A 21,084-nucleotide genomic window follows, 5' to 3' on the forward strand; every position below is an offset into this window, starting at 1 on the left:
TACGTAATCAGTTCTTAATCATTCTCCGGCTTTGAACGGATTTTTCCGTTCTTAATTCGTAGATATAAATTCCACTTTGCAAACCGGATGCGTCAAAAAGCTCCTGATGATATCCCCCTTGTTGTTGCTGATTAACAAGTGTACACACTCTTCTTCCTGTCACATCATAAACGGTGAGTTGTACCTTAGTTTGTTTTGGGAGTTGATATACTATGTGGGATGAATGAGTAAAAGGATTTGGGAAATTCTGCTGCAAACTTACCGATGATGTCTGCAATTCAGTGATATCGACTGTTCCATCATTCACAGCGAGATACATAGTATCAATCCAGGTCAGCTGATCATCCTTATAAATGTTAAGTTGTATGGGGTATTCAGCCGTTTTAGCAGTATCAGAGACGATTATACCAAGTCCTGACTGAAACCAGGTTGTTCCCAAAGGATCGATATTGGTTGGCCCTGATTCATTCCGATAAACATTAATGGCAGGATCCAGACTTTTTGCTTTTATTTTAATCCCATTTAAAATGGATGATTTCCCTGCATTATACATTAAAAGGTGGAAGCTAAATCGGTCGCCTGGGTGTGTCTTAGGATTTATGATTGAATCATTGCCAACGCGATAGGCCATGTATTTAATTGGACCTTTGGTAGTAAAAAAGTTTGCAGAAGAAATTTCGTGTTGAACATTTTTTGTGAGGTCAAACGATTTAAATCCAAGATGATAATCTGCTTCCTGCTCGCTCAGTAGAAACTCAGCCGAATAATAGCTTGAATCGATGTGTTGCAACTCTATAGAATCAATTAAATTCAAGTCTTTGTTGTACAAATAAGACCACACCGCAACCTCGTGATCGTCAGAATTTTTTATATGTACTCCTGTTTTATAGATGGTGCCTGGTTTCTGATAAACATCGTAAGCAATTGCAGAATACGGATAGACTTCCTGATTGATCCATTCTACAGCACGGGCAACTACATTATCAACTCCTTTTGCCACAGCATCGGGCTCCAGCCATATTTCTTCATCTACAGGAGGAGCTGTATGCGCTAGATACACATCCGAACTATCAGGACTAAAGAAATTACATACGGCATACTTAAAATAGAAATCTTTATTTGATGTGATCATACTTTGACCATAGTCATATGAAGAGAAAGCACCAGCAGTTGGTTTTCCAAAAGTTCTAGAGTACTGATGTTTACTAGCCACATATGGAAAAATATCTCCAACACTTATAGATGCAGGTCCTGTTAAAATGGCAATAGGTTTACCGTATATCTGATCATTACCCGATATTTTGTCCCGTTCATAAAATCTGTTAAAATCGCTGAAATTTTTAGTTAATTTTAAATGATCTGTTTTATTCTCTCTAATTGACCAACCTAACGTATAAAAACTATTATTAAACAGCGGTTCAATCCCACCTATTGCTAGGGTGATATCACCTCCACTGTTGAATCTAGTATCCAGAATCAATCCTTCCGAAATCGAATCAAGTAATAGATATTCCATGAAGTCTTTAAAATCATCTCCCCCGGTTTCTTTAAACCAATCATACATGTATACATAAGCTATGTTGCTGCCTTCCAACACCCCAAAACTTACCGACTGGCCATTTTCATAATCAGGAAAATCAACACCTTGAACTGATAATTGAGGATTTGCATATATTTTGATTTCCACATTATGCAAAGGTTCTGTGGACAGATGCAAGGTATCAGAATGTCCATATTTAATTATATCGACGGTTTCAAAAAGATGAGCATTATTTGCTGCACTGGTTAACCAAAAATGATAGGTACTTTCTTTTGTGCAACCTGGGAATAAGTTTGCAAGAGGTATTTCACATGATAATAACTGTTTGTATAAAATAGACCAGGGCACACCTTCATAGCCTATTACTCTATCTCCAGGCTTTAACCCCAATGGATGATTTTCAACAACCTTGTAAACTAATAAAGTACTGTCCGGAAGAGGTGATAGTGCAGCACCCAGATTATTAGCATTTGAATCAAAAGGATTATTCCTACCGATTAATGGAATACCTACTTCTGAGATATTCATGGCAATAGATGAATTTAATGCATAAGTATGCCCATCCATTAAAGCTAAGTTCATGTGGCTTAATATGGCCTGAAATCTACCTCTGCTCACACCTGCCTCAATTTCAGGCCTATACAATTGCCTTAAAAGCTGCCAATCAATATCTAACCGATTAAAGCAAGCAAATTCTTCATCGATCACTTTCCAGTAGCGGTCGAATATCTCTAGTTTCATATCGGTAGATAATCCTTCGCCCCACCAAACATCAATCAACGCTTGCCAGTCTTCCTTGGTGTATTCGCTTTTTCGTTTACCAATGGAATCCGTTAGAGCATTAATTTCACGGCGTTTTTCGTCGCTTAAATCAGTTTTCTTCCCCGACTTGTTTTTTAAACCGGGATCTCCAAAGTATGTTTGTGCTTTAATCCCTTGTTGAGCGATACCTAACAATGAAATAAGAAGTAGTAGTGTTAAATGTTTCATGACCTTTAAATTTGTAATTTGTAAATGAACCAGTCTACTGTCGATCCGGTCCTTTCAGTGATCCTTTATTGCCCATTCAAGCATGCTACTTTTTAACCACCTTGGATAAATAATTATTATCGTTTGTATGCATTTCTAATAAATAAATCCCGGGCTGAAGTTCCGATATGTCAATAGTCTTCATAACCTGCTGTATATTTTTTATTAACTGACCTTTCATATTGAAAATATTTAGATCCGCAGGATTTGTAAGGCCACTGAGCTCTATTCTGCCTGAAGTTGGATTAGGATAAATTTTGAACAATGTAAACTGATCATCCCGTTGTAGATTTCTTATTGTAGTAATTTCGGGATTGAATTCGTACGCTCCCATATCAACATATGAGCCATAATGTTCCATTGCAGGAACAAAGAGGGTATCATTCCCGTCGTTGTATACAATCATTGTATCCTGAATCCCATTATCAATTGCAGGAGAAGTAAATGATAGTGAATAAACTCCAGCTGAAGCATCAAGGAATTGTGGATCGAGGTCTATATTCCCATCTAACCAATTTACAGTTCCACCCGGATAATAATGTAAAATACTACCTTCTTCTCCACCTTTTATTAATGAATTAACCACACTTACAATTACATTTTGAGATTCTCCACCTACATTAATCCCAATTTCCTTCCATCCATTATTCCATAAAATTGAATTCACAATATGAATGGATAACTCATTGCTAATATGTATTCCTCCGGTACTATAATTATTAGATGTATTATTGTTAAGCGTGCAATTAAACATATTTATATATGAGTTCTCTTCACACCGTATTGCGCCAACCAACCAATCTTTGTTATTGCTAATCTCAACATTTCTTAACTCAGCTTTTGACTCGAACATTACAATACCGGCCGCGTCCTGATTGTTTTTAACTACTGAGTTAGTTATTTGAGCGTCCGAGTTATTAATAATTAAAGATACTCCCTTGAAAGTAACATTGCGAACTGCCAGTATTGAATTGTTGGAATAAATACCTGTTTGGTCTCCGTCTCCCAGCAATGTCATATTTTCAAGAGTTGCAGACTTATTTTTGCGTAGACTGAAAAATTCATTATAAGTTGTATTTTGTAACTTAACTAGGTCCCTTGACTCTCCCTTTACTTTCACATAGTCAGGAATTCCAAATGAAAAATTATCGATTATATAATTTCCATTGGCAAGATGAATCGTCCTTGGATGAAGACTATCAGCATAAATCTTTACGATTGCAGATTGAAAGGACTTTAAAGGTTCTTCTGCAGATAAACCACTATTGTTATCATCGCCAGAAGGCGAAACATATAAATCCTGATATGATTGTTCTATTTTATTGTTACGAATCTGAACCGTGAATCTGTCTTTAGGACAGAGGTGAATATTGGTAGGTTTTTTTACCGTAAAGGTATCCAGTACCAGGTTTATAATTGTGCTGTCACCACGTTTACGGTTCCCATGATAATACAGATCGTTTCCACAAGTGGCATAATTGTTATAAATACTGCTGGGCTTCGATTCGTCAAATTCAAGATGGGCAACACCTGTGTATGGTCCTCCAAAATTTCCAAGTCCCCCAACTGAACCAATGAAAATTCCTCCACCTCTATCGGCGAAATTCTCCTTGATGGTAACATTTCTAAAATGAGGTATAGAATTACTATCCATATAAATTCCACCACCCCAAGATCCTGTATTCGATGTGATGATCAAATCCGATAAAATGGGTCTGGAATTTTTGATAGTAATCCCTCCTCCGGTGCATACACTTAGACTCCCGCAACCACCAGAACCATTCCTTATGGTAAAGCCACAAAGCAGTGTGGTCGCGCTTGGATATGAAGTCTTTTTAAGAAAATTTCTAATTCCGACGCAGCCTCGGAGATCATTTCCATCAATTATAGTATTATGTATAAAGGAAGCTTCGCCGGTGGTTAGGAATAAGCTGGCTACCGAAATATTTTTGCCAATAAAGATGGATTCGTAATAAATACCCGGTTGAACCAATACTGTATCACCAGCCACGGCACTATCAATAGCTGCCTGAATAGTGGGATATTTTTCAGTGGGAACATCCAAAACTTTAGAGTAAACACTATTTGTCACAGACAAAATGAGAAATATGGTCGATAATAATCTCATGATTCTTACAAGTAATAGATCAGTTCTTTATCATTCTCCTACTTTGAATGGATTCTTCAGTTCTCAATTCATAGATATATATACCGTCGTGCAAGTTTGAGGCATTAAATTGAAAAGAATGTAGTCCTTGTTGCTGATGTTCATCGACTAGTATCTTAATTTTTCTTCCAGCAAGATCGTAAAGGGAAAGCTGTACCTGCGTCGCTTCCAATAAATCATAATTAATCTGTGTGATACTGTTGAACGGATTAGGATAATTTTGATCAAGATCAAAATGCCTAGAATATGGAATAGCATTGGCTGGGATTGAGGTAACAAAATCGCCGTAGTATTTTACCACTTGTCGCTCTTCAAAGTTCCCTCCAGCCCAGCCAGAGTTAGTACTGCCGAAACTCATTGGTGCTAGTATTTCTGTACTAACAAGCCGCCAGGTCAAACCACCATCCTCAGAAAATCCTGTTCCCTGAAGTGATGTAACAAAAAGTGAATTTGTTCCGGGTATAAATGCTATTGTATTGGGATTAATTGGCAGAAAAGACTCGACAAAAGACCAGTTGTATCCACCATCAGTTGTTTGTAACAATGTACTATCGGAGCCTGAATAAGGATAGATATTAACTCCTGCAAATCCTGTAAGTGAATCTTTAAAAGCGATAGTCGCAATTACTGATGCTTCACCATTTGTAGAAATTGGTGTTGTTACGGCGTTCCAGGTATTCCCATAATCGTTAGATCTAAAAATACGTACTGGTGCAGAATTCGTTTGGTTAAATGTTCCAAACCAAACATTCCCATCGCCTTGTACTGCCAGGGATGTTCCTCCATTAGCGGTAAACCCAACTTCATTATCTTTTGGATTTGGAATATATTCTCCGGCGACTTTTTCCCATGTTGATCCACCATCAGATGTGGTAACAACTAGGAATTCACCATCAATCGGATCACCTGTAGCGATACCTTCATTCTCATTCCAGAAAGCAATTGAATTTAACCATACACCCGGAGTTATATTCCTGTATGATAAGACCCAGTTAGCTCCCCCATCTACTGTTTTGTAGATCCGTGCATCTCCAGAGTTCCAATTCTGCCAGAGGAAATAACATACATTTGAATTAATAACCGCCACAGAAAAAAGTGCTCCATCCGGCGTATTATTTATTTTTCCAGGAGACCAGGTAGCACCACCATCATCCGTTTTTGAATAGTAACCATTTTCGCCACCCACCCAAACAACATTTTCATCTATTGCCTGAATCGAAAAACACACATCACTTTGAAGACCTGAGTTTTGAGTTTCCCATATTTTATCTGCTTGTTCCAGTTTCAGCCCATCAACCCATACTTTACCGTCTCCATCCAATAACAAACCAAAATATATTTCTGAGGCTTCAACCGGGACATCCAATATTATTTCACATTGTGTCCAATCGGTTGTTCCGGAAATATGTCTTGGAGACATATTATCGAAGGTTAAACTGCCATCCTCCCTATCAACTCTCACCCATAATCCGGCCCAGTTTGTAACATCTTCCGATTTTACATAGGCACTCAATTTAATAGCTTTGCCAAGGTATTGACTTGCACTAATGATTGTCATATACGTTCCAAATCCATCCGGAGGTGATGAAGTATTGGAAATTACATACCCTGGAGTGGTTGTTCCATGATCGTTCATAGGATTCCCACCCATATCATATGATTCCGGCAGGCTACCCCTGTTATACCAACTTTGTGCGGAAACTGACTGGATAGTCAACAGCACTAAAATTGTAACATAAGTAAAAATTCTTGATTTCATCTTAAATAATTTTTGAGTTCACATTTACAGCTATTAGTAGCTATTCAGTAAGATACCGATTTAATAGGTGGTGTTCTTTCAGATATCATTCGATCTTTTGTACAAATCATTCAGTTTAGGTCTGGGGAAGAATTTGATCTAATCTGGTTATCCGTCATAATACATAAGTAGCTTTAATCAGTATACATAGCTTCTCCACTACGAATTCTAAATAATTTCAGGGCAGGAACTGAGGGCAATGAGGCCATCTCATAACAAGATTTAAGACGGCCTCATTATATGTGTTAAAAAAGAGTGATGAGATTCTGCAATCTCTTCATTTTCTAAATTCGATTATTTCAATTTAACGATTTCATTATGTTTAAGTGATGACCAAAAATCTTCACCATCCCACATCACATGCCATATAACGGTAACACCATCACCATTTAATCTAAATCCGTACACATTGGTGTTATTACCTTCCCCATCCCATGCAAATGCATCATTATCTGTGAACACGTAGTGCCCTTTGCCAACAAATACGGGCTCGGTTGATGCTAAAATGTCACAATCCCAATAAGATAAGTTATAGACCTGAACTCTAACCTCATCTCCTTTCTTTAGTTGAATGACCCTGGGGAAGTCTCCACCATCTTCCAAAACAATTTCTTGCAAGTTTAAAATATCAACGTCCCAACCACCTGAACAAAATTCACGAACATCACCACCAACAAATGCCATTAGGTTACTTTTTTCATCGTATATCACATATCCAACGGTTTCACCTTGGTACCTAAATACTTTTAAATTGTCGCCCGGTTGATTGGGTTTGCCGCTTTTCAATAATAAATCCTGACTGTCCAAAGTATCAGAACCTGTAAGATCGTCTTTTTCGCACGAGAAAATTAGGAACACAATACAAAATACCAATAAAATCCTTTTCATAACTTAAATTTTAATTCCACATGAATTCATTGGTATTCAAGTTATTAATTCGCTACTAAATGATCTTACACAAATCATTCTGACTTTTATACGAATCATTCAAAGGGATTTCAAAAAATGAAATTTCGTTTTTCAGGATTTGAAAAATGCTTGTTGGAGATTTAAATGATAGCAGTACTTGTTTATTCTAATTAATAGAATCAGTAGATTTTAAATATCTGCCCGGTGATTTGCCCATCAGTTTTTTAAAACTTTTTGAGTAATAGGCCACACTGTTAAATCCTGATGCATAAGCTGCTTCAGAAACAGTATTACCGGATTGAAGTAAGGATATCGAATATTTGATCCGGATTAAACGGATCAGTTCCGACGGAGTATAATTCGTGATGGCTTTTATTTTGCGGTACAGGTTCGGTTGGCTCATTGCTAACTCTCGACATAGTCGTTCGACAGTAATATCTGTTCTGTCGATATTCTTTTGAATAAAATCAACTACCTGTTCTATCAACTTATCATCCCTGATGTTGCCAGCTAGCTTTTTCTCTCCCTTAATAAAAGCGTATGAAAACTTTTGCTTTAGCAACCTGCGCTGTTCAACCAGGTTTTTAATACGGGCGATAAGTTCTTCACGATCGAAAGGTTTTGTGATGTAATCATCGGCACCAAGTTCAAGTCCGGAAATTTTACTTTTTTTATCTGCTTTTGCAGTTAAGAGAACCACCGGGATGTGACTGGTTATTTTATTCTCTTTTATTTTACGACACATTTCTTCCCCATCCATTTCGGGCATCATTACATCGCTGAGTATCAGTTCCGGCAATTTCTTAATGGCGAGTTCTAAACCATGCACCCCGTTAATTGCCTCATTTACACGATACGTATCATGTAATATGTCTTTTATGTGTTCACGTAGATCGTGGTTGTCCTCAACTACTAAAATCAAAGGTTTGTCTGTTTTTTTTAATTCAGTTTTACCATTCTCTCCGGTATTCAGAAACGTATCAACTTGCCGGGTTTCCTGGTGTAACTGGTAAGGAGTTTTTTCATTTTCAGAGATCTCATCACCATTTAATTTTTCTTCCATATTCATTGGAAATAACAGAATAAACTCAGTACCTGTTCCCTCTTCGCTTATTACTTCTATCGTTCCTTTATGCAGTTCCACAAGTTCTTTTACAAGTGCCAGTCCAACTCCGCTGCTTGCCGTAACTCTAATGGATTTTTGACCGGTTTGATAAAAACGATCAAATATTTTTTGAATCTGATCTGAAGGTATTCCTATTCCGTTATCTTTTACCGAAATTCTTAAACACTCTTCATCATTTCCATCACGATCAATTACATCTGTTTGGATATGAACAGATCCTCCATTTTGCGTGTATTTCAAAGCATTGGATATCAGATTCTGTAAAATTTTCTCCAGGATATTTTTATCGTGCCATAACAGTATATTTTTCCTGCTGAAGGTGCAAGTATATTTTATTCCGTAACGATCGGCTTCCGAAATATACATTTGCCACACCAGTTTGATTGTATGAACTACATTGGTTCGTTGTCCTGATAACTTAAACATATCTGCTTCAAGTTTGGTAAGATCCAGCATTTCGTTTACCAGCTTTAATAACTGGTTCGATGCTTTTCGAATGGAGTGAATCATTCTCTTTTGTCTTGGCTTTTCAGTTTCTCTTTCGAGTTGTTCTGTATTACCGTTTATTAGCGTGAGCGGTGTTCTGAATTCATGTGAAATATTCGTGTAAAATCGGTTTTTCAATTCTTCAACCTGAAGGTGCTGATTTATTATTTGATCTGTCTTTTCTTTAACCTTTGCTTCAAGTATAATATTCTTTCGTTTTAATCGACTGATACTTATTTTAACGATTAAATAAATAAATCCAGAAAGTAGTATTAAATATGTAGTATATGCCAGCTTCGACTGATACCACAATGGAAGTACTGTAAAATTATAACGAACGGGTTCGCTCCATACCCAGTTCTCACCAATCACCCTGGCCATAAAAGTATAATCTCCGGGAGGTAGGTGCGTGTATTCAATAAAGTTTCTCTTTGCCTGTGTCTTCCATTGTCCATCAAATCCAACAAGTTTGGTTTGATATTCTATATTCTTAGTGATATACTCGTCGGTGGTAAAATATTGAAAAGCGATACTTTGATTCTCCTTCAACTCAATTTGCTCGTCAGAAAGGAATAGTTTAGTACGATCAGCTAAAATGACATTTTGAAGAATAATTTCCGGAAGTTTATATTTTATGCTATTAAAATCCACTTCGAGAATATGGTTTCCCCAGCCGGATATGTATAGTTCATCGTCTATAAAACTACTCCAGATATAAGTCAGAAAACCATTTGTACTACCAACTTTGTAGAAAAATCCGATTGAATCATTGAATATGTAAATATCATTATTTAAAAGATAAACGATCTCTTTTGATTCGTCCAGTATCTCTGGAGTAGATAAATATCTTTTAAATAGCACATTAACAGGTTTTGCAAAGGGTAATATTTTAGTATTTCCATTCTCTTCAATCAGCAGAACGTCAGTGATATAATCTTCAGGATTCTTGTGCAGAAAAAAGGTTCTGTTATGTTTGTCGGTTTGTGAAAAAGTAAATTCTTCATATTTATTATTTTCAAAATATTTATCATAGAATTTTAACTCATTGTTTTCGGTTATCCTTGCCCAGCGATTTGAGTTGAACTCAATTACTGCACCGTAATTGTTATCGTCAATTATCCTGAAACCTGACGTGTCCGATAAGTTAATATTACACCATTCCCCTTTATGCCACGTAAACAATGAGTTATTAAATTGAAAGATAAGCTTATCACGACTTAATAATCTCGCTGCTAATACTTCTTCACGAAATGGAAAATTATAGGAATATTTAAAATTTTCAGATAAATGACTGAATGTTGAATCATTATCTCTGAGATAGACTCCACCTTCCTGATCCGGAACCCACCAGCCCTTTGATTTAACTTTCAGAGTTTGTTCAGTGGCAGTATTTTTTGTTAATACATCTATTTTTTTCAACTCACTATCGGACCAATCTTTAATCCAAATGTTGTTTTTTTTGTCCCTTAATATCCTGTTATTCGGATTGGTATACAGGAACTTAAATTTATGACTGGAATTATGATGGAAACATTCGGGATCAGGATTCCTCTTTTTATCCAAAAAACGTGGATAGGCAACCACTAAATTACTCTCAGATTTATTGAATACAAAAAATCCGTTAATATCATTGCTGAATTCGTGCAATATGATGTTTGGATTATAAGTAATCAATTTCGTATCGTTGGTTTGCCATTTTGACGACCACAGACTATTACTGTTTATCTGGCAAAACATCCCCCAATACGTTGTTTTGGTTTTAATAATCTCATCATCAGAAAGTAAATATTCCTGTTCTTCATCAAATGGTTTTATGGCGAGATATCTGCCGCAATAAAATACATCATTAGTGTAAATATTCGATAGTGGTATCCTTTTTAATTTTGCACTGTATTTAAAGTAAGCCGTGCTTTTAGTAGTACTGGAATTTTTAATAAAATCACTGATATGGCCCCGTATAATTTCTGAACTGTCTTGCTCATTTGCACAAAAATACGCGTTCCCATTTTTATCTTCCCCAAAATAATCACTGTATTCCTCGCCGATTGGTTCAAAGGTCCCATCCGATTGAATATAGATTAATTTCGCACCGTCACTTGAATAACCAATCAAATCCCGGTGATTGTTAATTTCATTTAGTCTTTTTAGTGCAAATGGCAGTTTAACAAATTCTTCAACAAAAAAAACCGAGTCTTTAAACGAAAATTTATGAAGGACCATTGTCCCGTCAATATTAATTTGGTGAGCGACCAAACAATCGTTGTTTAGTGTCTTTATCAGAATTGGGTAGATATTTTCTGACAAAGACTTTGAAATTTGAATATCGGTAGGTATTAATGCATCAGGCACATTGAAAACTTCAACGTCATTTTCATCTTTTATAATAAATGATATCCCTCCTTTTTGAACAACCCAGATTCCTTTCTCAGCAGGTTCAATAGCTATTATGGTATCATTAATTAATCCATTTGTTTTGTTAATATGTCTGTAGATATTTCCATTTCGCATCCACAACAGACCGGTATTTCCGGCTATCCAGAATTCTCTATCATGATCAAGTTTTGCATTATTCCTGATGTTGCCATAAGCTAAAAAACCATCAAGATTTTTCAATTTAGTTATATACTTAAAAGAATATCCATCGAATCTGTAAAATTCATCGGAGTCTTGTTGTGTTGGAATAAACCATATATATCCGTCTCTGTCAAGAAATGCTCTCGAAAAAGCAACTTGAACTTCATCGGGAGCAAAGTATTGAAACGAATGATAATATTGAGCTTCACAAAAATGTATATTTATTACACAAACAGCAATCAATAGCAACAATATGTACCTTCGATGAATGATCATTTTATTATTCTGCAGTTGTGTTTAAATCCATAACAAAATCAGTTGCTCCTGAAGAAATACAATTTCCCACTTGCCCATCTTTTGAGATAAAAGTATTACGGTTATTTACTCTAACTGTTTCATGACATTGAAATTCGCTTATAAATAATATACAAATTAAACGCCTAAATGCCAATTCATTATGTAATACAAATAATAATTTGCCTTCTGAATTGGATAATACAAAGGCAATCTGGAATCCAACATATCCAAACCTGATGGACTCTGTGCAAGGTAACCGTATTCTCTCCCGTCAATAACGCTACCTGTAAAATCAAAAAGAAAAGCGCTTAAATTCAACAACTTAAGCGCTTTTCACCAGGCTAATTCACAAAATGAACCTACATGAGTTAGAATTTGACGGTCATGCTGGAATAATTGAGCATTTATTCACCCACCTTCACACACAACATCTGTTTCTGATCGCGAATCAGCAGTTTCCCTTCAGCCAGTGCAATCGGAGCCCAGTTTTGGGTGCCAAAGCGACCTCCTCCACCTTCTTTTTCCGTCAATAACTCAGACGATGCCAAAGGTTTAAAGCCTGAAGGATCCGGCTCGATCAAGTACAAAGTTTTAGCGCCGTCGGTAGCCAGCATTAAGCCGTCGGCTATAATCATGCTTCCTTTATTGAAATCGGGATCGCGTTTGGTTTTCCACATAATTTCACCATCCATATTCATGCACGTTAAACCGTCGCGGGTATTGTTTGTTCCATATTCGGCATAAAAATATCCTTCGTAAAGGATCGGTGTTTTTGTTTGGTCGCCAAACTCTTCCGTTCTGAAGATTTCTTTGGTGCCATAAGTTCCGTCGGCCTGCTTTTCAACCTGAATCATTAAAGCTCCAAGTTCATATCCTCCGGCTATCAATAACTTATTATCGCCGGCATCAACAGCACTTGGCACCGGAATACGACACACCCAGTTGTTAAATTCCCAAAGTTTTTCTCCGCTTAACGGATCGATCCCAACCACGCTTCCCGGTTCAACCGGCTGGCCGCCACGACCGCCACCCGATGCTGTTATCATCACTACATGATCGTTACCATCAATTTTAACAATTGTAGGACTTACATACCCGGTCTTCCCCAGCGAAGGTGTTTTCCAAACTAAATCACCCGAATTTTTATTATAAGCTACTACACCGGCTTCAGGAGCCTGCGAAGCAAGAATCAATAAATCGCCATAAATTAATGGACATTGCGAAATGGCCCAGGTTGGAAAACCTCCGCTGTCTCCAAATCCGGGATTTCCACCTTCGGGAATCTCTCCTCCAAAATCAGTCCACACATTAGCGTTCCAGATCGGTTTGTGTGAATTTATGTCGATACAATACAAATCGCCGTATGGGCCGCACGAATACACATGCTTATCATCCACAATCGGGACACTTCGCGAGCCCGGAAACATTACTTCACCGGCCGCATCGTATTCAAACTTCCAAAGTTCTTCGCCGGTATTCAGGTCGAAACAGCGCATCTTATCCCCTTCCTCATCATTACGGTCGAGCAGGTACACTTTCCCGTCTTTTATCACCGGGCCACCATAGCCAATTCCAACATCAATCCGCCAAAGTACTTCCGGACCTGTTTCGGGCCACGAACGAAGAAGGCCTTTTTCCGGTGAAATACTGTTACGATCAGGTCCGAGATATTGGGGCCAGTCCTGGGCAAAAACAAATGTAAACGAAGAAACAAACAGGATAAGTAGGAATAACCTTTTCATAGTTAGTTTTTTTGTGGTTTAGCTTTTTTGACTTCGAATTTGTGAAATAGTTTAATCCTTTTCGCGGCAAATAGGTGCTCACATTGAAAATAACTACATTAGTATCCTTTGAACAAAAAAGGCCGAAAAGCCTTCATATTATCGTTACAAGCGCAGTGTTGTTTGATTTTAGTTCATGAACGAATTTTTAAATAATATAAATAAGATTTCACCGCTTTCGGATGAAGCGGCTGCCGAATTATTACAACTCACTAAAACGGCAACATACGCTAAAGGAGAACAGATACATAATGAAGGTAGAATATGCAGGCACTTGTTTTTTGTAAAATCTGGTTTGGTAAAGCACTTCTACTTCCATAACGACAATCAGTTTGTATTTCGTTTTTTTGAAGAGAACCAATTTTTTATTGCCACCGACAGCTTCTTTAATGATTTGCCGGCCGAATATTCAACAGTAGCTTTGGAGAAATCAGTGATTCACTACCTGGAATACGAGGAATTTGAGCGTCTTTGCCGGCAATATCATTCTTTCGAGAGTTTCGCCCGAAAGTTTGTTTCGATAGTTGCTTATACCGCCATTTCAAACCTGAAAGGCTTGCTTTATCTTGATGCAACGGAGCGCTACGCCAAGTTTATTCGCGAATACGGGCACCTCCAGCAACGAATTAGTCTGGGCGATACAGCCGGTTATTTGGGCATTTCGCAGGTACAGTTAAGTCGCATCCGCTCAAAAAAATAGCTTTTTAACATTTGTAAAAAGAATTCTCCTCCCCCAAAAATACATTTGCATCATCGTCTTCTTAATATTCAAGTTGAATGACCAGACACGGTCACGACAACATCATTGCAGAAGCATAAAGAACACCGGCTTGCTTTAGAAAACTATGCCCAGTCTGCCAGGAATTATCGCTGAATCAAAGGAAACGAAGAATTGAAAAAACAAACTAAAAAGGAAAAGTTATGAAAAGAATTGGCGTTGGAATATTGGTTTTGATTATCGCAGTTTTTACTTCAATCCAAAGTAATGCTCAACCGGGTGATGCTCCGGCACATCAGTCGGCACCTATTCCCCTGGAAATTTTCCTCGGAACCGATGGTTGGACTTCGCAGCTGATAATTGATAAAAAACTGGCTGCAGGCAGTAAGTTTGGATTTTTTGGTTTATCGTATTTAAAAGCCGACTACGATAACGATGAATTTTTAAGAGAATCGATCAACCTGGCTTTTTTTAAATACGATCTGTATAAAGGAGTTAGCCTGCTTTCAGGAGCAGTTTTTAACTCACAGTGGGGATTCAGGCCGTATGCAGGCGCCCAGTATGCTTATCATAGCAGAAATTTTATGGGTGTAATCAATTCGGGTTTTCACCTCACCGAAACTAAAAATTTCGAAACTTTAGCCATCGTTGAATATCGTCCGCAAATTAAAGGTGCATGGTCGTTGTATACTCATGTTCAGGGAATTTACAGCCAGAATACAGAAATTGGGAAACACGATCGTAGTTTTGTTTATGGTCGCCTGGGACTCAGCTATAAAACGTTTTCATTTGGGGCAGCTTATAACTTCGATTGTTACAGTCCTCATAAAATTGAAGATCAACAGTTTGGGATTTTTATCAGCACCTTATTGCAATAGGCTTTCCTAAAGTATTTTAACTATAAACACAATCAAATAACAATGAAAAACTTTTTGAAACAAGGACTTATAGGTGGAACAATGGGATTTATTATGAGTTTTATAATGGTATACTTCTTTATTCCTGTGCCCGACTCAATAATCGACAATGCAATGGGGAATGGCATGAGTGGTGCCATCAGCGGATTTATGGGAGGCTTTATGGGGATTGTTGGTGTTTTAGTCATACAACGAAAAAAACAGAAATAAAATAAATGCCAGTTAAGGAACAACGATAGTTTTATTGTCGTAAAATAACTAAATGAAAGGTCTTCCGGGTATATTTCCGGAGGACCTTTTTTCGTCCATTCCCGCTTTCCGGCAAACTGCATTTACTTTCCTCAATTTCCACTGTGAAAAACATTTTTGGACAACAGTTGTATGTATTATTTAAAGAAGAACCAAATGAAAGTATTAATAATTGGAGCAAACGGAAAAATAGGGCGAATCCTTTCAGAAAGATTAAGTACCTCGGAGAAATATAAACCAACCACTTTTATTCGAAAAGAAGAACAGCGCGCATATTTCGAGGAAATTGGAGTTCCGGTAATCATTGAAAGCCTGGAAAGTTCTGAAGAAGTAATCGGTAAAGTGGTTAAAGGTTTTGATGCTATTGTTTTTACTGCAGGTTCAGGCGGTAAAACAGGTTTCGATAAAACACTGGAAATTGATTTAGACGGGGCAGTAAAAGCCATCCATGCGGCAGAAAATCATCAGGTAAAACGTTTTGTAATGGTGAGTGCCGCGCGTGCCGATGACAGATCTTACTGGAACCAATCGAGCATAAAACCTTATTATATTGCCAAACATTACGCTGATAAGGAACTGACTCGAAGCGAGCTCGATTATACCATTTTAAGGCCAGTAAGGTTGACCGACGAATACGAAGCCAGAAAAGTAAAAATGACAAATGATCCTTCTCAACTCGAGCGCGAGATTCCGAGAACTGCTGTAGCCGAAATAATAATGGCCGTTCTTGAAAATGAAGCCACGTTCCGTAAAACCATCGAAATGAGCAGCGGTGAACATAGCATATCTGAAGCCTTAAAAAAGTATATTGACCAGAATTAAATAATATTCCCAAAAACAAATCTTTTGAACGGATGTTTTGTTATCCGTAATTCAGGTAGGTAAATCCGTAAACGGGATAAGTTGAATAACAAAAATTCGGACCATATTTACATCCATAATTATCGGACAAAAGCATTTATTCTGAAAACATGAAAATAATGGGAATACTAATAGCGATCGTACTCATAATAGCTGTAACGGCCTTTATTATTTTAAACCAGCCCAAATTTGGTCAACTGCCCAAAGGCGAGCGTTTAGAGCGGATTAAAAAATCGCCAAATTACAGAGACGGTGAATTTAAAAACCTGAGCAAAACACCAACAATCACTGCCGATAAAAGCCGGTTTAAGGTAATGATGGATTTTATGTTCCGCAAGAAAATCCGGCTTTCACCAACCAAAGAACTTCCGGTGATTAATACCGATCTTAAAGCTTTGAATCCTGAAGAAGATGTTTTGGTTTGGTTCGGACATTCGTCGTATTTCATCCGGTTAAAAGGAAAAACATTTCTTATCGATCCTGTATTTAGCCCTTATGCATCGCCTTTTTCATTCATAAACAAAGCTTTTAAAGGAACAAGCGCATTTCAGGCTGAAGACTTCCCTCCCATCGATTATTTGATCATTACTCACGACCACTGGGATCACCTGGATTATAAAACAGTAATGGATTTAAAACCCAAAACAAACCACATAATTAGCAGTTTGGGAGTTGGCCAGCATTTTGAACACTGGGGTTTCGATCCTTCGAAGATTACCGAACTGGACTGGTACGAAGGAACAGAATTAGAAAGCGGATGGCAGTTAACAGCCACTCCTGCCCGCCATTTTTCGGGACGAGGAATGAAAGGCAACCAAACTCTGTGGGCATCTTTTGTACTGCAAACACCGGATTACAATCTGTTTTTAGGTGGCGATGGCGGATATGATACGCACTTTGCAGAAATTGGTAAAAAATTCGGTCCATTTGATCTGGCCATACTTGAACAGGGACAATACGATAACAACTGGAACCTGATTCATATGATGCCGGAACAAGTATTTAAAGTAGCAAAAGAACTTCAGGCTGAAAATATTTTGCCGGTTCATAATTCCAAATTTGCTTTGGCCAACCATCCCTGGGATGAGCCGCTAAATAAGATCATGACAAATAAGGCTGATTCTGAGATTGCCGTTTTAACACCGCAAATTGGTGAGCCGGTCCTACTATCCGACAGCACGCAAACCTTCAAAATGTGGTGGAAAGGAATTGACTGATCCGAAGGATAATTCGAATTTTAGCAATTAGTTAAGACTTCGGTATTCATTTGGTGACATACCAACCTGCTTTTTAAACATTCGGGTAAAATGCTGCGGATGTTTAAAACCCAGTTCGTAAGCAATTTCGCTGATCGATTTTTCAGTATCAAAAATCTTTTCTTTTGCCAATTCAATCATTTTAAGCTGAATGTGCTCCTGCGCCGATTTTCCGGTTTCTTTCTTTAACAGGTCGCCCAGATAGTTGGGAGAAATAAACAATTTATCGGCGCAATAACGAACTGAAGGCAAGCCCGATTCAAGCGGTTGTTCCGATTTAAAATAGTCGTTTAGTACTTTCTCAAACCGAGCCAATAAGTCTTTATTTACATGATTTCGCGTAACAAACTGACGCTCGTAAAAGCGTTTGCTGTAGTTTAAGAAAAGCTCGAGATACGAAACGATCAGTGTTTTACTGTGCGAATCAATAGCGTGTTGCAACTCGTAGTTGATATTCGAAATACATTCATTTATTACTAACCTCTCACGTGCCGACAGGTGCAGCGCTTCGTTCACTTCGTACGAAAAAAATGAATAGTCATCGATATGCTTCCCCAGTGATGTGCCATGTATCAAATCAGGATGAAAAATAATGGCGGTACCCGAAGCCTGTTGTTTTTCCCCGGTTCCCTCAATTCCGTATACCTGGCCTGGCGAAATAAAAATCAGTGTACCTTCTTCGTAGTCGTAATCGTTAATTCCATAGGTTATATTCCCACATTTAATGTCTTTCAGAAAGATGGCATAAACATCCATTTGCCCTTTGAAATAATGGAACGGCTCGGTTTTAGAAAAGTCGATAACACTAACCAGGGGGTGCAGCGTTTCCTGTCCAACCAGATTATTATACTCGGTTACTGATTTTATTTTGAATACTTCGCTCATAATTCATCGCTTTAAAACTGAGTACAAATTTAAACAACTATTCTTTAAGGTGTTACCCACTAAACCAATATTCCGTAATATGGGTATGTAATTCGGTAATCCGGGTAATTGCTCCTATCGGTTCCATCGTAAATTCATTCTTTTATTAAAATTTTTCAGGAATTTGCGCCTCCATTTTAAACCAATTAAAGATAAAGTTGTCTGATTATAACAATGAGAACAAAAATCGCAATGAAATTGATAGAAGACAAATTTTTTGAAGGAGAACGTCCTTTATTTGCAGCCCGGAATTTACACCTGAACAATGTAAAATTTTATCCAGGAGAATCAGCGCTTAAAGAAGCCGGCAATATCCGTGCAGTAAAATGCGAATTTTACGGTAAATATCCTTTTTGGCACAATACCAACGCAATTATTGAGGACTCGCTTTTTACTCCTTATGGTCGTGCTGCTATTTGGTACTGCAAAGACATCAGAATGGTTAATACCCGTGTTGAAGCACCAAAAATGTTTCGTGAGATTGACGGATTGTACCTGGAGAACGTTGAACTTACCGATGCACAGGAGTGTACATGGTGGTCGAAGAACATAGAATTTAAAGATGTTAAAATAAAAAATGGCGATTATATATATTCGCCAAATCATTTAGTACACAAATCTAAAACATTTTGTACAAAAAAGTTGCAATAGTGTTGCAAGGCTGTTATAAGGCCATTAAAACAATACCAGGCCACCACTTGGGTTGGTCAGGTCGTAGTTGGCTGTAAGTACCTCTATCTTTCTTTTCCCTCCATTGCCGGTGCCGTTGGCCACGCTCACCGCCTGCTCTATCTGCCGGGTGCACCAGTCGTTCTCACGGGCGTACTGAGCCAGTATATCACTCGGATAGCTGCTCATCAAGAACTTACCCTGCAGGCCTGCCAGCAGCTTCAAAAGCCCCTCAAAATCGTCCTGTGAGTAGCCATCATAATGGCCGCAATCAGAATTAAAGTACGGCGGATCACAATAAAAGAAAGCCTTATCATAGTCCCTGGCACGGATCACCCGGAGCGCATCGGTACATTCAATCTGCACGTTCTGCAGGCGTATGGCATAGTCAATAGTGAACTGATCGCGCTTGGTGGCAATCTTCCTCGAGGTAGTTCCCTTCTGCTTATCGTAGCCCCAACTGCCATCCAGCATGGCACTAAACGACTGTGCAGCCAGCACCCAAACTGCCCAGGCTCTTTTTATCCGGGTAAACATATGCGGATTATTATAAATCACCGTAGCATCACTATGCAATGACCTCGAGTGCAAACTAATTCTGATCATCTTCTCCAGCTCCACAAACTCGCTCTGTGCCACCTCGTAAAAGTTTATCAGCTCACGGTTGTAGTCGTTGATCACTTCTACCTCGCTTTTGGGCTTCGACCAAAACACAGCCCCGCCACCCACAAAAGGTTCAACATAGGTAACATGCGGGGGTATCAATGGCATAATGGTGGTAATCAGGTTTTGCTTCCCTCCGTAGTAACTGATTGGCGTTTTCATTCACTAAATCATTAAAAAGTTCTTACATTTGTCGTCTCTCACTCCATAAAATAAAGGTGCCATAACACCGTGAAGACATTACTGCCTTCGCCGTGGTGTTATGGCACCTTTGCTTCCTGGTACGGGGTGAGAGCTTTACCAGGGAGAGGCGGGGGTTTTTATTCCCCTCTTCTGTTCATTAAATCCGACAGCTGCATGTTCTTAAATGCAATTATGTAACGATGCACCACCAGCCACGTGCTTAAAAAGGTGGTAGCTGCTCCCGCGTCGTCGCTCGTTCGCCACATTACAAAACACATAATTGCCAAAGCGGCAAACATAATCAGATTCCACCCGTCAGTAAACACTTTCTTCCAAATGGGTAGCGATGCCTTAATAGCATCGAACGTTACTTGTGTTTTAAACCATTCCTTAACAGTCATTTTTTGTCCTCCTATTCGTTAATTAAGCCAACAAAAGCGCCAGTTGAGCGGTTACAATAGCCGACACTTCAACCCAGTAGATCCGGTTTTGTATCTTATACTTTTCAAACTTCTTCCACGGAATCATTTGCACCGCTGCAAACACAACAAACAGGCTCACCAGTGCAATAGTTACAACCGAAGTGCAATGTATCAACAGGGCCAGCATTCCGGCTCCTATGCCGCCATAACTGCCTGTCATGTGTGCCTTATACTCCATCCCACCTTTCCAGAATACCTGGGCAGCACCTATAAGGCAAATAAATCCACCGGCCAGTAGCCAAAGTATCAATACACTGTCGGGATTCGAAACCTCAAAACCCACAATCATCAGTGGAATACCCACTGCCCAAAGCGATAAGGCAAACCAAACGCTTTCCCAGGTACTGCGGTGGTGCTTAGCAGTAGCCGAAATGGAGACTGTCATGCCGTAACGCCAATAAATGTAAAGTAGGTAAGGGATCAATAACAATGGAATCAATAATAGTGCTTTCATA

At 38.4% G+C, this 21,084-nt stretch carries 16 protein-coding genes; 6 read left to right on the forward strand and 10 right to left on the reverse strand.

Annotated features, from left to right (window positions below; all coding sequences use genetic code 11):
* Positions 1 to 7 precede the first annotated feature (7 nt).
* The 6 genes from WFY05_RS09525 to WFY05_RS09550 form a co-directional block, all read right to left on the reverse strand.
* The gene (locus WFY05_RS09525) at positions 8 to 2,530 is read right to left on the reverse strand and encodes a T9SS type A sorting domain-containing protein (protein WP_340112590.1); all 2,523 of its coding nucleotides are present in this window, start codon (positions 2,528 to 2,530) and stop codon (positions 8 to 10) included.
* Positions 2,531 to 2,615: 85 nt separating this feature from the next.
* A complete protein-coding gene (locus tag WFY05_RS09530) occupies positions 2,616 to 4,697 on the reverse strand; it encodes a T9SS type A sorting domain-containing protein (protein WP_340112591.1) in 2,082 nt (693 codons plus the stop codon).
* 19 nt (positions 4,698 to 4,716) lie between these two features.
* Positions 4,717 to 6,495 (reverse strand): T9SS type A sorting domain-containing protein, encoded by a 1,779-nt coding sequence (locus WFY05_RS09535; protein ID WP_340112592.1) that lies wholly within the window; start codon positions 6,493 to 6,495, stop codon positions 4,717 to 4,719.
* Positions 6,496 to 6,828: 333 nt separating this feature from the next.
* The gene (locus WFY05_RS09540; protein ID WP_340112593.1) at positions 6,829 to 7,422 is read right to left on the reverse strand and encodes a hypothetical protein; all 594 of its coding nucleotides are present in this window, start codon (positions 7,420 to 7,422) and stop codon (positions 6,829 to 6,831) included.
* A 187-nt stretch (positions 7,423 to 7,609) separates the two neighbouring features.
* Positions 7,610 to 11,668 carry a hybrid sensor histidine kinase/response regulator transcription factor gene (locus WFY05_RS09545; protein WP_340112594.1) on the reverse strand — a complete coding sequence of 1,353 codons (4,059 nt, stop codon included), beginning with the start codon at positions 11,666 to 11,668 and terminating at the stop codon, positions 7,610 to 7,612.
* Positions 11,669 to 12,330: 662 nt separating this feature from the next.
* Complete coding sequence (locus tag WFY05_RS09550; protein WP_340112595.1) at positions 12,331 to 13,668, reverse strand: outer membrane protein assembly factor BamB family protein; 1,338 nt, start codon at positions 13,666 to 13,668, stop codon at positions 12,331 to 12,333.
* Between the two features lie 175 nt (positions 13,669 to 13,843).
* Here WFY05_RS09550 and WFY05_RS09555 point away from each other — a divergent pair, with 175 nt between their 5' ends.
* From WFY05_RS09555 to WFY05_RS09575, 5 genes are all read left to right on the forward strand, one after another.
* Positions 13,844 to 14,407, forward strand: a complete 564-nt coding sequence (locus WFY05_RS09555; protein WP_340112596.1) for a Crp/Fnr family transcriptional regulator — start codon at positions 13,844 to 13,846, stop codon at positions 14,405 to 14,407.
* A gap of 221 nt (positions 14,408 to 14,628) precedes the next feature.
* Positions 14,629 to 15,303: a hypothetical protein gene (locus tag WFY05_RS09560; RefSeq protein WP_340112597.1), complete on the forward strand. Its 675-nt coding sequence runs from the start codon at positions 14,629 to 14,631 to the stop codon at positions 15,301 to 15,303.
* A gap of 42 nt (positions 15,304 to 15,345) precedes the next feature.
* Positions 15,346 to 15,552, forward strand: a complete 207-nt coding sequence (locus WFY05_RS09565; RefSeq protein WP_340112598.1) for a hypothetical protein — start codon at positions 15,346 to 15,348, stop codon at positions 15,550 to 15,552.
* A gap of 195 nt (positions 15,553 to 15,747) precedes the next feature.
* A complete protein-coding gene (locus tag WFY05_RS09570; protein WP_340112599.1) occupies positions 15,748 to 16,413 on the forward strand; it encodes an SDR family oxidoreductase in 666 nt (221 codons plus the stop codon).
* A 158-nt stretch (positions 16,414 to 16,571) separates the two neighbouring features.
* A complete protein-coding gene (locus WFY05_RS09575) occupies positions 16,572 to 17,669 on the forward strand; it encodes an MBL fold metallo-hydrolase (RefSeq protein WP_340112601.1) in 1,098 nt (365 codons plus the stop codon).
* Positions 17,670 to 17,696: 27 nt separating this feature from the next.
* On the opposite strand, the gene WFY05_RS09580 is transcribed toward WFY05_RS09575, so the two are convergent.
* Positions 17,697 to 18,593 (reverse strand): helix-turn-helix domain-containing protein, encoded by an 897-nt coding sequence (locus WFY05_RS09580; RefSeq protein WP_340112602.1) that lies wholly within the window; start codon positions 18,591 to 18,593, stop codon positions 17,697 to 17,699.
* A gap of 213 nt (positions 18,594 to 18,806) precedes the next feature.
* Between WFY05_RS09580 and WFY05_RS09585 the strand changes: the two genes are divergently transcribed.
* Entirely contained in the window at positions 18,807 to 19,283 is a 477-nt protein-coding gene (locus WFY05_RS09585) for a DUF3737 family protein (protein WP_340112603.1), read from the forward strand.
* A gap of 24 nt (positions 19,284 to 19,307) precedes the next feature.
* On the opposite strand, the gene WFY05_RS09590 is transcribed toward WFY05_RS09585, so the two are convergent.
* From WFY05_RS09590 to WFY05_RS09600, 3 genes are all read right to left on the reverse strand, one after another.
* Entirely contained in the window at positions 19,308 to 20,126 is an 819-nt protein-coding gene (locus tag WFY05_RS09590) for a DNA adenine methylase (protein WP_340112604.1), read from the reverse strand.
* Between the two features lie 158 nt (positions 20,127 to 20,284).
* Entirely contained in the window at positions 20,285 to 20,548 is a 264-nt protein-coding gene (locus WFY05_RS09595) for a hypothetical protein (RefSeq protein WP_340112605.1), read from the reverse strand.
* Between the two features lie 22 nt (positions 20,549 to 20,570).
* Positions 20,571 to 21,083 (reverse strand): hypothetical protein, encoded by a 513-nt coding sequence (locus WFY05_RS09600; RefSeq protein ID WP_340112606.1) that lies wholly within the window; start codon positions 21,081 to 21,083, stop codon positions 20,571 to 20,573.
* Position 21,084 lies beyond the last annotated feature (1 nt).

The organism is Maribellus mangrovi (genome assembly GCF_037646455.1).
Classification (GTDB): Bacteria; Bacteroidota; Bacteroidia; order Bacteroidales; family Prolixibacteraceae; genus Draconibacterium; species Draconibacterium mangrovi_A.